This is a genomic window from Streptomyces sp. A01, from assembly GCF_059026195.1.
In genome coordinates, this window is record NZ_JBWLKN010000030.1 from 21,933 (window position 1) to 35,289 (window position 13,357).

At 71.7% G+C, this 13,357-nt stretch carries 8 protein-coding genes; all 8 read right to left on the reverse strand.

Going from position 1 to position 13,357, the window contains the following annotated elements:
- The 8 genes from AC5P1B_RS29865 to AC5P1B_RS29900 all read right to left on the reverse strand — a co-directional run bounded on the left by AC5P1B_RS29865 (nucleotide 1) and on the right by AC5P1B_RS29900 (nucleotide 13,272).
- Entirely contained in the window at nucleotides 1-2,013 is a 2,013-nt protein-coding gene (locus tag AC5P1B_RS29865; RefSeq protein ID WP_493891079.1) for a heparinase II/III family protein, read from the reverse strand.
- The gene (locus AC5P1B_RS29870) at nucleotides 2,010-4,214 is read right to left on the reverse strand and encodes a bi-domain-containing oxidoreductase (protein ID WP_493891080.1); all 2,205 of its coding nucleotides are present in this window, start codon (nucleotides 4,212-4,214) and stop codon (nucleotides 2,010-2,012) included. Before AC5P1B_RS29870 ends, AC5P1B_RS29865 begins: the two co-directional genes overlap by 4 nt.
- A 22-nt stretch (nucleotides 4,215-4,236) precedes the next feature.
- A complete protein-coding gene (gene asnB, locus AC5P1B_RS29875; protein ID WP_493891081.1) occupies nucleotides 4,237-6,165 on the reverse strand; it encodes an asparagine synthase (glutamine-hydrolyzing) in 1,929 nt (642 codons plus the stop codon).
- A 3-nt stretch (nucleotides 6,166-6,168) separates the two neighbouring features.
- Nucleotides 6,169-7,731, reverse strand: a complete 1,563-nt coding sequence (locus AC5P1B_RS29880; RefSeq protein ID WP_493891082.1) for a Wzz/FepE/Etk N-terminal domain-containing protein — start codon at nucleotides 7,729-7,731, stop codon at nucleotides 6,169-6,171.
- On the reverse strand, nucleotides 7,728-9,125 hold the full coding sequence (locus tag AC5P1B_RS29885) for a Wzz/FepE/Etk N-terminal domain-containing protein (protein WP_493891083.1): 1,398 nt from the start codon (nucleotides 9,123-9,125) through the stop codon (nucleotides 7,728-7,730). Before AC5P1B_RS29885 ends, AC5P1B_RS29880 begins: the two co-directional genes overlap by 4 nt.
- The gene (locus tag AC5P1B_RS29890) at nucleotides 9,122-10,402 is read right to left on the reverse strand and encodes a glycosyltransferase family 4 protein (RefSeq protein ID WP_493891084.1); all 1,281 of its coding nucleotides are present in this window, start codon (nucleotides 10,400-10,402) and stop codon (nucleotides 9,122-9,124) included. The genes AC5P1B_RS29885 and AC5P1B_RS29890 overlap by 4 nt, the downstream gene beginning before the upstream one ends.
- Nucleotides 10,392-11,711, reverse strand: coding sequence for a nucleotide sugar dehydrogenase (locus AC5P1B_RS29895; RefSeq protein WP_493891085.1), 1,320 nt, complete (start codon nucleotides 11,709-11,711; stop codon nucleotides 10,392-10,394). The genes AC5P1B_RS29890 and AC5P1B_RS29895 overlap by 11 nt, the downstream gene beginning before the upstream one ends.
- A gap of 82 nt (nucleotides 11,712-11,793) precedes the next feature.
- Entirely contained in the window at nucleotides 11,794-13,272 is a 1,479-nt protein-coding gene (locus tag AC5P1B_RS29900; RefSeq protein ID WP_493891086.1) for a sugar transferase, read from the reverse strand.
- Nucleotides 13,273-13,357: the final 85 nt, after the last annotated feature.

The following is a 13,357-nucleotide window of genomic DNA, read 5'->3' on the forward strand; positions in this document are numbered from 1 at the left end:
CTAGCCCCGGAACCTGAGTACGGTGGTGAACTCCTCGGCGCCATCGGTGAAGCCGGTGCCGACCAGCGCTGTGGTGGGTTCCTTGCGCCCGAAGCCGGCGGAGTACCAGCCCAGAATGGGGTATCCCCTGCTCGAAGAGCTTGGGGAAGGGTCGCTCTCGCCGCGATGCGCCCCCCAGCACAGCTGCCCGGGCAGGTCGAGCACCGCGGACCGGTCCTCGCCGTCCCGGGTCCAGGTGAGCACCGCCCGGTTCCCCACCAGGTCCGCGGCGATCGCAGGACCGAGGTGGAACGCCAGAAGCACGGCCCGGCGCGGACTGTGTTGGCCGCGGATCTCGTCAACCACCCGCAGCTCCTTGGCTGAGGCGGTCAGCTCCACCCGGCGGCGGTGCACGGAAGGCTGGTAACCGTCGTGCTCGGCGCACCAGCGGGCCGTCCCCCCGTCGGAGGCGTCGGATGTGTCCGCGACCAGGACGCGGCTGCGGGCATGCCGGGTCCACAGGAACGGGCCGCCGGAGACGGACTGGTCACCGCCGTCCAGCCGCAGGGTGTTGTGGCCCAGGGTCGACCGGAAGTACTGCCGCCACTCGGGCTGCCCGTGGTAGCAGAACGTCCCCGGGTCGGCGAGCACGTCGACCCCGTCGTGCCGGACCTCTACGGACAGCGCGTCCGCGTGGGCATGCGCGGCGATGGACAGGAACCCGTGCGGACCACCGTCGCAGCGGCACCAGATCTCCGCGGGACCGCGCAGGATGGTCAGCCCCGCGTCGGCGAAGTGGGCCGGTCGGCTAGCCGGGCGGGTCACGGCCGGTGCGGTTCCATGGTCCGAGTACGGCCGGATCAGCGCGGCCAGCAGCGGTGTGCGCACATCGGTGCCGGTCACCGTCGGCCACCAGGCGAGCCGGCCGAACACGGCGTCCCCGGTGGCCAGCAGCGAGGCCCAGCGGTCGGTGCCCGCGCCGTCCACGACCAGACCGTGCCCGTCGTCCGCGTCCCCCTGGCGCGGCGGTCGTAGCCGGCTGTCCACGATGGCGGCGAGCGCGTCGGTCATCCGCAGCAGCACCAGCCGGATCGACGCGGGGACCGGCACACCGGCGGCATCCGCCTCGGCCACCGCGGCCAGGCCGAGCTCCAGCACAAGTCCGTGATACTCGGTGGCCAACTCGCGGTTGAGGCCGGAGTCGAAGGTGTTGCCGCGCAGATGCCGCTCCAGCGACCGCAGCGCGCCGGCTCGCCAACGCGCCGAGGAGGGGAACCACCCGAACGCGCAGGCCGCGGCGAACTGTCCGGCGGCCTCGGCGACGGCGTGGTTGTTCGCCGAGGACCCCCGGCTGGGGAAGGCGGCCAGCCAGCGCTGGTGGTGCCAGATCTGGTTCAGCGCCACCGGGTTGTCCTCGAACAGCCCGGCCACGCCCGGCCAGCCGTCGAGCAGCCGGCGGACCCACACCCAGGACAGCAGCCGGACCCCCAGCTCGATACCGCTGATCCAGTGCACTCCGCGCAGCGGCGCGTTGGCCGCCCACCACCACCGCAGGTGCTCGGCCACTCGCTCGGCGTACCGCTCGTTCCCGGTGATCGCGTAGGCGGCGGCGAGCACGGTGAGGTACTGATGCCGGGACAGCTCCCAGATCTGCTTGATGTCCCCGACCGCGTCCTCGTTCCGGTACGGCACGTCGAAGGCGTAGCCCCACGGAGCCCGGCGCCCGGTCTTCGGGTCGTACCACCAGTCCGGGTCGGCCAGGTCGCCGCGCTCCACCCCGAAGTACTCGGCGTGCCCGGCCATCAGCCGGTCCGCCTCGGCGATGACGCGTTTCGCGGCGTCCGGTGGCACCGCGGCTATCTTCCCCGCGGGCAGCGCCGCGGTGAACCGGGCGCCGGTCACGCTCGGGCAGTCCGGCAGCGCCGACCGCCACCGCCGCCTGCGCACCGCGTCGCCCACCCGGCCGCCGACCTCCCGCGGTCCCATCCGGGACAGCCGCCGCAGATACCAGCCCGGCGCAGCGCTCATGGTCATCGCGTCCTCGCCAACGTCACCGGCGCGCCGCCGACCAGGCTGGCCCGCACAGCGAGGGTGGCCGCCGTGGTGGCCACCAGCGACTCCAGCGGCACCGGCATCGGCCCGCCGGTCCGTACGGCCGCGAGGAACGCGTCCAGCTCGGCGCGCTGGCCCTTGTCCCGGGCCTTGGGCAGCCGCGAGCTGACCCACCGCTTGCGGCGGCCGTCGTAGACAGCGGCTCGGACGAAGTCGTCGAGCCGCAGCGCGTGGCCGTCCGCGACCAGGTCCAGCGTCTCCTTGGGGAAGCCGGCCGGGCCGGTGGTGACGTAGCTGATGGTGGCGGTGGACCCGTCCGGGTAGCGCAGCACCACCTGAAGGTCACCGCTGTCCTCGTTGCGGGGCGTGGCGACCGCGTACACCGAGACCGGGTCGGCCGCGAGCAGCCAGCTCACCGTGTCGATGAAGTGCCCGCCCTCGCCGGCGAACCGCGAGCCCTCGGTGCCCTGTTGGAGGTACCAGCTGCCGTGCTCCAGCCGGCCCGCGTTGACCAGGTAGCGGACGCTCGCCGGACCGGTCCGGGCCCCGAACCGCTTCCTGGCCTCCTGCAGCATCGGTGCGAACCGGCGGTTGAAGCCCACCTGCACCCGGTCGTTGCCGGACTCCTCCACCGCCGCGAGCACGCCGGCCAGCTCGTCCTCGGTGAGCGCCAACGGCTTCTCCACGAACACCGCCTTGCCGGCCAGCAGCGCTCTGCGGGTCAGCTCAGCGTGCGAGCTGTGCCGGGTGACCACGAACACCGCGTCGATGGACGGGTCGCCGAGCATGGCGTCGAGATCGGTGGTCGCCTCGGCGAAGCCGAACTTCCGCTTCGCGTTGGCCGCCGACAGCGCCGTCGTGGTGACGACCTTGGCCAACTCGACGCCGTCGCGCTGTGCCAGGTGCGGCAGCAGCATCGACGTCGCGTAGTTTCCCGCGCCGGCGAACGCGAGGCGCACCGGCGCCTTGGCAGACCGGGCTGGGGTGGACACTCCGCCGCCGCGTCGCACCGCGGGCACGGCCACCGCCGGGGCCCCCGCTTCGGCTGGGTGTTCAGCGGGGCCGGGGTAGCGGAACAGTACGGCCACGGCCTTCAGGTCGCCGTCCTTCAGGCGCTGGTACGTCTCGACGGCGTCATCGAAGTCGGCGATGTGGGAGACCAAGGGCTCCACGTCGACGCGGCCGCGGGCGAGGAGATCGAGGAAACACGCCAGGTTGCGGCGCTCCGTCCAGCGCACGTAGCCGATCGGGTAATCGCGCCCCTCAAGCTCGTACTCCGGGTCGTAGCGTCCGGGGCCGTACGAGCGGGAGAACCGGACGTCGAGCTCTTTCTCGTAGTACGCGTTCCACGGCAGGTCCAGGCGGCACTTGCCGATGTCGACGACCCGGCCGCGGTCCCGGCTCAACCGGGCGGCCAGCTCGACGGGCTGGTTGCTGCCGCCGCCGGCGGCCAGGTACACCTGGTCCACCCCGTGACCCTCGGTGAGCTCGGCGACGGAAGCCTTCACGGCTGCGGACGCGGGATCACCGCAGGCCAAAGCGCCCAGTCGTTCGACGATTTCACCGCGCACCGGATCGGGGTCGACCCCGACGACGCGGACTCCCGAGGCGGTCAGCAGCTGCGCCACCAGCTGCCCGATCAGCCCGAGGCCGATGACCAGTGCCACGTCGCCGAGCTGTGACTCGCCACGGCGGACGCCCTGCAACGCGATCGACCCGACGGTGCCGAAGGCCGCGTGCCGCGGCGCGAGACCGTCCGGCACCCGGGCGTAGAGGTTCTTCGGCACCCAGTTCAGCTCGGCATGCAACGCGTGCTCATTGCCGGCGCACGCCACGAGGTCACCGACCGCCACATCGTCGATCCCGGTGCCGACCTGCTCGACCACCCCGCACAGCGAGTAGCCCAGCGGCGTGTAGGAGTCCAGCCGGTTGTTCACCTTGCGGTAGGTGGCGGCCAGCCCGTTGGTGGCCACGCTCTGCATGACCTTGGCCACCTGGTCCGGCCGGGAGCGGGCCTTGCCCACCATCGACATGCCGGCCTCGGACACCTTCATGAGCTCGGTCCCGGTGGAGATCAGCGAGTAGGCGCTCCGGACCAGCACGCCGTCCGGCTTGCACCCCGGCACCGGCACGTCGAGCAGCGCCAGCTCGCCACTCTTGTAGTTCTGCACAACCTGTTTCACCCAAGCTCCTCTTGTTTGTCCGTCAAGCCGCCTGGCTCTGACCGGAGCCAGAGGTCGCGCCGCGATACCAGTACTCAAGGGTCAGCACATGCCACAGATGCTTGGAGAAGTCCCGCTGCCCGGCGGCGTCCTCGGCGACCATCCGCGCCAGCGCGTCGCGGCGCAGGATGCCGGAACTGACGAGCACGCCGTCGTGCACCACCTCGCGCACCAGCGGTGCCAGATCCCGGCTCATCCAGGCCCGCAGCGGGGCGCTGAACAGGCCCTTGGGCCGGTAGGCGATCTCCCTGGGCAGGACCGAGACGGCCGCCTCCTTGAGGACGGCCTTGCCCTGCCGGCCGACGATCTTGCGATCGCCGGGCACGGCGAACGCCGCCTCGACCACCTCGACGTCCACGTACGGCACCCGCACCTCGGTCGACGCGGCCATGCTCGACCGGTCCGTGTACGCGAGGTTCAGGCCCGGCAGGAACATCCGGGCGTCGCCCAGGCACATGCGGTTGACGAAGTCGTCGAGGTCGTTGTCCTGGTAGATGTCCGCATGCTCGGTCAGCACGTCCTCGACCGTCCCGGCCAAGTCCGGATGGACCAGGGCGAGCAACTCCTCCTGGTCGTACATGGTGTAACTGCGTCGGAACGCGGTCTCCTCCGGCAAGTCGGCGAAGGAGAGGAACCGCTTCGCGAAGCGCACCGACCGGTACCCCCGGCGGGACGTGGCGACCGGCAGCCGGTCCACAGTCGCGGACAGGCCGCGCCGCAGGGGCCGCGGGACGCGCTGGTAGCGCAGCGCGAGCAGGTTGGCCAGGTGCTTGCGGTACCCGGCGAACAGCTCGTCGGCACCCATCCCCGAGAGCATCACCTTGACCCCGGCCTCCCGGGCGGCCGAGCAGATCAGGAACGTGTTGATCGCGGCGGGGTCGCCGATCGGCTCGTCCAGGTGGTACGTCATCTGCGGCAGCAGGTCGAGCACGTTCGGTGCGATCTCGATCTCATGCAGGTCGACGCCGAACCGCTCGGCCATCCGCCGGGCATAGCGCAGGTCGTCCGGCATCGCCTCGAACTTGGCGTCCTCCGCGCGGAACCCGATCGTGTACGCCGAGATCCCGGGTTGGTGACGGGCCGCCAGCGCGGTCAGGTAGCTGGAGTCAAGACCGCCGGAGAGGAAGGTCGCCACCGGTACGTCGGAGAGCATGTGCCGCCGGGTCGACTCCTCGACGACGGCAGCCACGTCCGGCCGCTCGCCGCCGCGGGCCCGCTCCTGGGCCTCGCGGGCGACGTCCCGCAGATGCCAGAACCGGCCGCGCTCCACCCGGCCGTCGGCCCGGCACCGCAGCCAGCTCCCCGGCGGCAGCTTCTCCGCTTCGCGGAACGCGCAGCGCGAGTCCGGCACCCAGTAGTACAGCAGCGAGGCCACCAGCGCCGCGTGGTCCACCTCCAGCGACCCGCCGGTCACGGCGGCGAGCGCCTTGAGCTCGGAGGCGAACATCAGGCCCGCACCGCGCCGGAGCAGGAACAGCGGCTTGATGCCGAGCTGGTCGCGGGCGAGCACCAGGTCACCGGTTCGCTCGTCGAAGATCGCGAAAGCGAACATGCCGCGCAGCCGGGGCAGGCAGTCGGTGCCCCAGCGCCGCCAGGCCTCCAGCAGCACCTCGGTGTCGGAGGTACCGCGGAAGCGCACCCCAGCGGCTGCCAGCTCGGCACGCAGCTCGGGCGCGTTGTACAGCTCGCCGTTGTACGTAAGGGCGAGGCCGCCCGAGGCCATCGGCTGGGCGCCGGTCTCGGACAGGTCGATGATGGCGAGCCGGCGGTGCCCGAGGTGCACGTCGCCGTCACCGGCGGGGTGGCTGTACCGGCCCGCCCCGTCCGGACCGCGGTGGGCGAGGGTGTCGGTGAGCCGGTCGGTCACGACCTTCCCGTCCGGCCATCGGTAAGTGCCTGCGATGCCACACATGTTCTACCGTGCCTCCTGGTCGCTGTACGGGGCCCGTGCGGCCGGCATCGACGGCCGTTCCGTCCGCGGCTGGCCCTCCCCCACTGCCTCAACGGCGTGGGAGGTACCCCCACCGTTCTGCCGGGCCAGCCGCTCATGAGGGCCGCGCAGCGCCGTGTGCGGCCCGTCCCACAGCGTGCCGTCGGTCCGGTCCCGCGGATCGGGGTCGATCAGCACCACGCCGATCACCGGAATACGCTGGTCCGTGAGCTGCCGCGCCACGGTGTGCAGCCATGCGGCGCTGCCGTGCCCGGCACGCACGACGAGCACGGTCTGGCTACCGAGGTACTGGAGGTCGGTCCACGCCGTGCCGGGCGCGACCGAGCCGACGCCGAGCCGGCGCGTCTGATGCGGCACGGCCGCGGCACGCTCGCCGCTGACCACGGTCGGGTCTCCTGGTTTCTGGCGGCTGTCGGTGAGCTCCGGGCCGGGCAGACCATCGATGATGACCACCGGCCCCTCCGCCGCCAGTGCCCGGGCGACGTTCAGGGCGATCACACCCGTGCTGCGCGCACAGCCCAGTTCCAGCAGCGACACCGGTTCCGCGGCGCCGCGCACGGTGCGGGCCAGGGTCGCGGTGAGCCTTGTCCATGCCGCCCGGCTCCGTCGGCGCTGCCACAGCCCGGCCGACCGGCGGGGCACGCGGCGCAGCTCCGCGATGACCGAGGCGCCCAGGTTCGCCGCGATCTCCCGGCGCAGCACGGGGCGGTCCGCCACCACCGTGCCGACCGCGGCCAGCGCGAGCCCGAGGACGAGCCCGAGGACGAGCCCGATCGCGGCGTTGGTGACAGCGGCCCTGGGCAGGGAGTGCGGCACCGCGCGCGGGGCGTCCACGATCCGCGTGCCGGCGATGAGCTTGGGCGCGCCGGTGCGCGCCTCCGCGGCGCGCTGGTCGAAATCGGCGATCCGCGAGTTGAGCTCGGCCCGGTGGGCGAAGAGCGACTCGATGCTCGCCGACGCTCGCGGGTCGCTTTCCGGCGATCGGTCTCCGATCGCCTTGTTGACCTCGGTGAGCTCGTCCCGCATGCGGTCACGCTGGTCGAGCAGGGCCTTGGCCTCGGCCTCGGCGGTTTCCCGCATCCGCCTCACATGGTCGGCGACGAACGCGTCGGCCAGCGCCTTGGCCCGTGCCACCGCTTCCGCGTCGCTGTCACCTGTCACATCGATCCGCAGCAGGTTGTTGGTCAAGCCGGTACCCCGGTAGTCCCGCATGAAGTCTTCCGGCTTTTCCGGGGACTTGAGGGCTTGCAGGGCCTTGTCGGCGATCCGCGTGGTCCCCAGGAGCGCGACGTCGGTGCGGATCAGCGTTCCGGTGTCGTTCGGCTGGTCCTCCTTGTGCGCGACCAGCACCTTGGTCACCGCGGTCGGCGGCGGGGGCAGCAGGATGGCCACCGCCGCGCCGATCAGCAGCCCCAGGAGCGCCATGGAGCACCAGAGGCGGCGGCGCCTGCGCACCGCCACCACCAGCGCTTGCAGGTCCAGCAGCGGAGCGGCTGCCGACGACTCCGAGGTCGTGCTCGTCGTCACACTGAACCTCCCGTCGCGTGGCCGCGCACCGCGAGCGCCAAAGTGGCGTTCTCCGGGGGAGGGCTGGAAGACCGCGTCGGACGGTCCCGGACCGTGCCGGCGACGACGACGCCGACGACCTCATGTCCGCCGTCCGCACACGCCTCGGCGATGCCGGCGAGCTCCCCCGCGGTCCAGCTGCCCGCGCTGAGCACGACCAGGGCACCGGACTCGGTGCCGCGGTCCGGCACCATCGGCTGGGACACCGGAACTTCCACCACCCGCAGCATGGGGCATCCCCTGCTCGAAGAGCTCGGGGAAGGCTCGCTCTTGGCCTCGGCGACGAGCTGCCCGGCGGCCCGGCGGGCGATCTCGTCGCCGTCCGGTACGACAACCAGCAGGCGCCGGGGGGCCGGCAGCTGGTTTCGGAGGCGAGCGCACACCCGTCGGTAGCGGGTCCGCCTGCCGGCCTCGTCGCCGTACCTCTGCGGGGTCGGTATGTCCCACCGCGTGTCGACGCCCAGCAGCCAGCGGGTCCAGGCCCGCGGGCCACGGCCTCTTGGCCGGTGCGCGGGCTGTTCATCAGGCACGTCGACGGTACCCAGCAGCGACGAGCCCAGCGCCGCGGCGATCTCGGGTTCGGTGCGCAGTCGGCGGTTCACCCGTGCGGCGGCGAGATGGCCGATGACCGCGAGCAGGAAGGACAGCAGCGCCCCGGCGACGATGAGCTGCGTTCTCGTCGGCGGCGCCCCGCCGGTCGGCCGGGCCGCCGGCCCCATGACGACCATGCCGGCCTTGTTGGTCGCCGGGTCGGCCTGGTCCAGCTTCTTCATGGCCTCCTCCAGCGAGCCGCGCAGCTTCTCCAGCGAGGTGCGGGCCTGCACGCTCTCCACGGTCCGCCCCGGATCGGCCGCATTGGCCAGGTCGGTGATGCGGCGGTTGGTCTCCAGCACCTTCTGCCGCAGTGCCTCGGGCCCTGTAGCCGCTTCGGGGTCGGTGCTGCCGCCTGCGATCCGCGCGGCGAACGCGACGAATTGCTGGGCCACCCGATCGGAGAGCTGCTGCGCGCGCTCCGGGGTGTCGTCCGTACCCGAGATCTTGATGATGTTCCCGTCGGCGGCCTTGGCGCTCACTCGGTCCCGCAGCTCGCCGCCGCTGACGCCCGTCCAGCCGAGCGTGGCAGCCGCGCGGTCGACCACCGCCGAACTGGTCGCGATCTCCACCTGGGTCAGCAGCTCGCGCTCCTCCCACTGCCCCGGCAGCAGTACCGATGCCGACGCCGTGTAGCGCGGCGGAAACAGCACCGAGGCGCCGTAGCCGACGAGCGCGCCCACCACGGTGAGGATGGCGAGAAGCCGCCAGCGCCGACGGAGCATCCGCCCGATCGTGACCAGGCGTATCGTGTCGTCGCTCAAGGGCGCGGCCTCCTCCCTCTCCGGACCGGGTCGCCCTCCGACACCGGAGTGTGGTCACGGCAGGCAACGGCGTAGGCGGCGAGCAGCGACGCTTGCGAGTTCCGCCAGGACAGCTGCCCGCTGATCCGCTCCTGGCCGATCGTGCCCATCCGGGCCCGCTTCTCCGGGTCGTCGAGGAGCAGGGCGATGAGCTTGGCGAATTCGGCCTCGTCGTTGGCGGGCGCGTAGACGGCGGCGTCACCGGCGGAGACGCGCGCCTCCCGGAGGTCGAACGAGACGATCGGCCGGCCCATCGCCATGTACTCCAGGACCTTGTTCATGGTCGACACGTCGTTGAGCGGATTGCGCGGGTCGGGGGAGAGGCACACGTCCGCGGTGGACAGGTAGCGCACCAGGTCGGCGTCCGGAACGCGGCCGGTGAACTGCACCTGCTCGGAGAGCCCGAGCCACCGGGCCAGCTCCACCATCGCCTCGAAGGCGTCGCCGGAGCCGACGAACACCGCATGCCAGTCGGTCCGCCCGAGCTCGTCGCGCACCTTCGCAAGGGCCCGCAAGGCGTAGTCGACACCGTCCTGAGGGCCCATGACGCCGAGGTAACACAGCAGATGAGGCTTGCCGCGCTTCAACTCCGGCACCGGCGGCACCGGTTGGAACCGCTCGATGTCGGGCGCGCTGCGCACCACGAAAACGTCCGCCGGCCGCCGACCGCCACGGCGCAGCGCGACGTCCCGGTAGCTCTCGTTCGTGGCGAGCACGACGTCCGCGGCCCGGTAGGTCAGCCGTTCCAGCGCGCACACGGCGCGGTAGAGCAGATCTTCGCCGCGGTCGAACCGGGAGAGGTACAGCTCGGGTACCAGGTCGTGCTGGTCGAAGACGAACCGCGCGCCGCGCCGCTTCAGCCACAGCGCCGGCAGGAACAGCAGGTCGGGCGGGTTGCAGGCGTGGACCACGTCGACCGGGCCGACCTTGCGGGCCAGCCGGGCCGTATGCCACAACGCCGATCCGTACTCCCGCAGGTAGCCGGCCGGCCCTCCGGTGGCCGCGCGCAACGGGTAGCGGTGGATGCGCACCCCGTCGACCTCTGCCTCCGGCTCCGTGTCCCGCGTACGCCCCCGGGGACAGATGACGTGCACCTTCCAGCCCGCGTCGCGCAGCGTCGTGCACTCCTGCCACACCCGCCGGTCGAAGGGCACCGACAGGTTCTCCACCAGGATCAGCACGCGCCGGTCCGGCCGGTCGCCGCTGGCTGTGTCATCAAACGATGTGTCACCAAGCAAGGCCCACGTACCCCGGTTCGGCCCGGCGCGCATCGGCGTCGGGAAGGTGGATGAGGTCGATGATCACCGGACCGCCGCCGCCATGGGGCAGCGCCGAAAGGACTGTCGGGTCCCTGGTCCCGACCAGGCACACCTCGGCGTGCTCAAGCACCTCGGCGACGGAGCCCGCGAGCAGCTGCGCGAGGTGCGGCAGCCGGGTCTCGATGTACTCGCGGTTCGCGCCGAGCAACCGGGACAGGCTCACGTTGGCGTCGTAGATCCGCAGGTCGTAACCCTTGCCGAAGAGCCTCTCCGCCAGCTCCACGAGCGGGCTCTCGCGGAGGTCGTCGGTGCCGGGTTTGAAGGACAATCCGAACAGGCCCACCCGGCGCTTGCCGGAGCGCTCGACCAGCTCCACCGCGCGCTGCAGGTGTGCGGAGTTGGAGGGCAGCACGTGGGCCAGAATGGGCACCGAGACGTCGGCCTGGTGCGCCGCGTGGACTAGACTGCGCAGGTCCTTGGGCAGGCAGGAGCCACCGAAGGCGAAGCCGGGCCGCAGGTAGGCTGAGCTGATGTTCAGCTTGCGGTCGGCCAGGAACACGTCCATCACCTGGTGCGAGTCCACCCCGAGCGCCCGGCACACCGCGCCCAGCTCGTTCGCGAAGCCGATCTTGAGGCCGTGGAACGCGTTGTCCGCGTATTTGATCGCCTCGGCCGTCGGGACCGGCACCCGGAACACCTCGCCGGGCAATCCGCCGTACAGAGCCGTCACCGCGTCGCCGCTCGCCGGGTCGAGCTCGCCGATGACGGTCTTGGGCGGGTCGAAGAAGTCCCGCACGCTCGTGCCCTCGCGCAGGAACTCCGGGTTGACCGCGACCCCGAAGTCCACCCCGGCCGTGCCGCCGAGGTACTTCTCCAGGATCGGTACCAGCAGGTTCAGACAGGTGCCCGGGAGCATGGTGCTGCGGAACACGACCGTCTGCCGCCCGCCCCGCTCGGCCAGCACGCCGCCGATCTGCTCGGTGACCCGCTCCAAGTAGGTGGTGCACAGGCTGCCGTTGGGCTCCGACGGCGTGCCCACGCAGACCAGCGACACCTCGCTGCCCATGATCGCCTCGCGGACGTCGCCGGTGGCGCGTAACGCTCCGGTCCGCACGACCTCGGCGATGAGCTCGCCGATCCGCTCCTCGACCACCGGGGCCTTGCCGTCGTTGACCAGGTCGACCTTCACCTGGTTCACGTCCACCCCGATGACCTCGTGACCCATACTGGCCAGGCACGCGGCCGAAACACAGCCCACGTAGCCGAGCCCGAAAACGCTGACCCTCATGCCCCGTCCCTCCCCCCAGGCAGGCCCTTGCGGCCTGCGGTCCGCGCGCCGGCTGGCCAGTTGAGCCGCAGCCCCCCGCGCATCAGTAGGCCCCTTGCCCGTACAGCACCGCACGCAGCGTCTTCCACAAGATCACTGCGTCCAGGGCGAGCGACCAGTCCTCCACGTACCGCAGGTCAAGCCGGACCGCCTCCTCCCACGGCAGGTCGCTGCGTCCGCTGATCTGCCACAGGCCGGTGAGCCCGGGCTTGACCAGCAACCGCCGCCGGATGTCCGGACCGTACGCGGCGGACTCCTCCGGTAACGGAGGCCGCGGACCGACGAGCGACATCGATCCGGTGAGCACGTTGAAAAGCTGCGGGAGCTCGTCGAGCGAGTACCGGCGCAGCACTGCCCCCACCCGGGTCACCCTCGGGTCCCGGCGGAGCTTGAACAGCAGACCGGCGCCCTCGTTGCGGTCGGCCAGCTCGGCACGTGCCCCATCAGCCCCGGCGACCATGGTGCGGAACTTGAGAATGGTGAACTCGCGGCCGCCCTTGCCCACCCTGCGCTGGCGGTAGAAGACCCCGCCCCGACTGTCCACCAGCACGATCAGCCCGACGAGCACCATCAGCGGCGTGAACAGCATCAGCAGGATCGTCGCGCCCATCCGGTCGACGATCCCTTTGACCGCGCGGCGGCCCCCGGTGAAGGTCGGCATACTGACCCGCAGCAGCGGGATACCGAGCACCGCGTCGACGTGCAGCCGCGGGCCGGCCACCTCCATCAGCACAGGGGCCACGACCATCTCGGCATCGCTGCCTTCGAGGTTCCAGGCCAGCCGCTGCAGCCGGTCCGGGGACCAGTGCGGGTCCGGTGTGACGGCGACGACTCGGTAGCCGTCGCGGCGGACGTGGCGCGCGACGTCCGCCAGTCGGCCGACGACCGGCACTCCGGCCAGTTGGTCACCGTCGGGCCCGAGACCGTCCGTCGTGCACACCGCGTCCACACGCCAGCCGAGGTGCGGTGACTTACGGGCTCGAGTGATCAGGTCGTGAACGGTGGCCAGGCTCCCGGCAGCGAGCACCGGTCGCAGGCACCGTCCTTCCCTCCGCTGTTTGTGCAGCCACAGGCGCAGCAGATACCGCGCGGTCATGGTGACGAGCGCGATCGCGGGGATCGCGACGAAGATCCAGAGCTTGATGTTGCGCGAGGTGAGGGCGATCCCGCCGAGTGCCAGGACGACGACCGCCGTGAACAGCGAGCGTCCGAGCCGGCGGAATTCCTCCGCGCCCTGACCGAGCACGGCCGGAGCCCACGCCCGGCTCACCGCAAGCGCTCCCAGCACCAGCAGCTCGGTGCCGAATGCGAGAATTCCCCACTTCTCGTGCCAGTTGGCCGCGTCCCTGGCCCCGAAGAAGTTGCCGATCGCCGCCACCACGAAAGCGGTGGCCACCGTATCGCTGGTGATCACGGTACGGCGGTACCGCTGCTCCCAGTCGCTCGCGGGCTGACTGATTGCCCCGTTCGCCAGACGCCCGCGCGCTGACGGAAACGGGCTGGCTAATCCCCCCTGCCGCACAGAACCCCCCAGGTCCCCAGTGGTTCGACGTGTCGCCTAACACTGTTCCTCCCCCGGGAGGCCCCCGCCCCCCGCACTGTTCCTC

Bases quoted from the DNA above. Each gene is read 5' to 3' on its own strand.
- AC5P1B_RS29895 (WP_493891085.1), bottom strand. From the start codon at position 11,711: ATGAGGGTCAGCGTTTTCGGGCTCGGCTACGTGGGCTGTGTTTCGGCC.
- AC5P1B_RS29865 (WP_493891079.1), bottom strand. From the start codon at position 2,013: ATGACCATGAGCGCTGCGCCGGGCTGGTATCTGCGGCGGCTGTCCCGG.
- asnB (WP_493891081.1), bottom strand. From the start codon at position 6,165: ATGTGTGGCATCGCAGGCACTTACCGATGGCCGGACGGGAAGGTCGTG.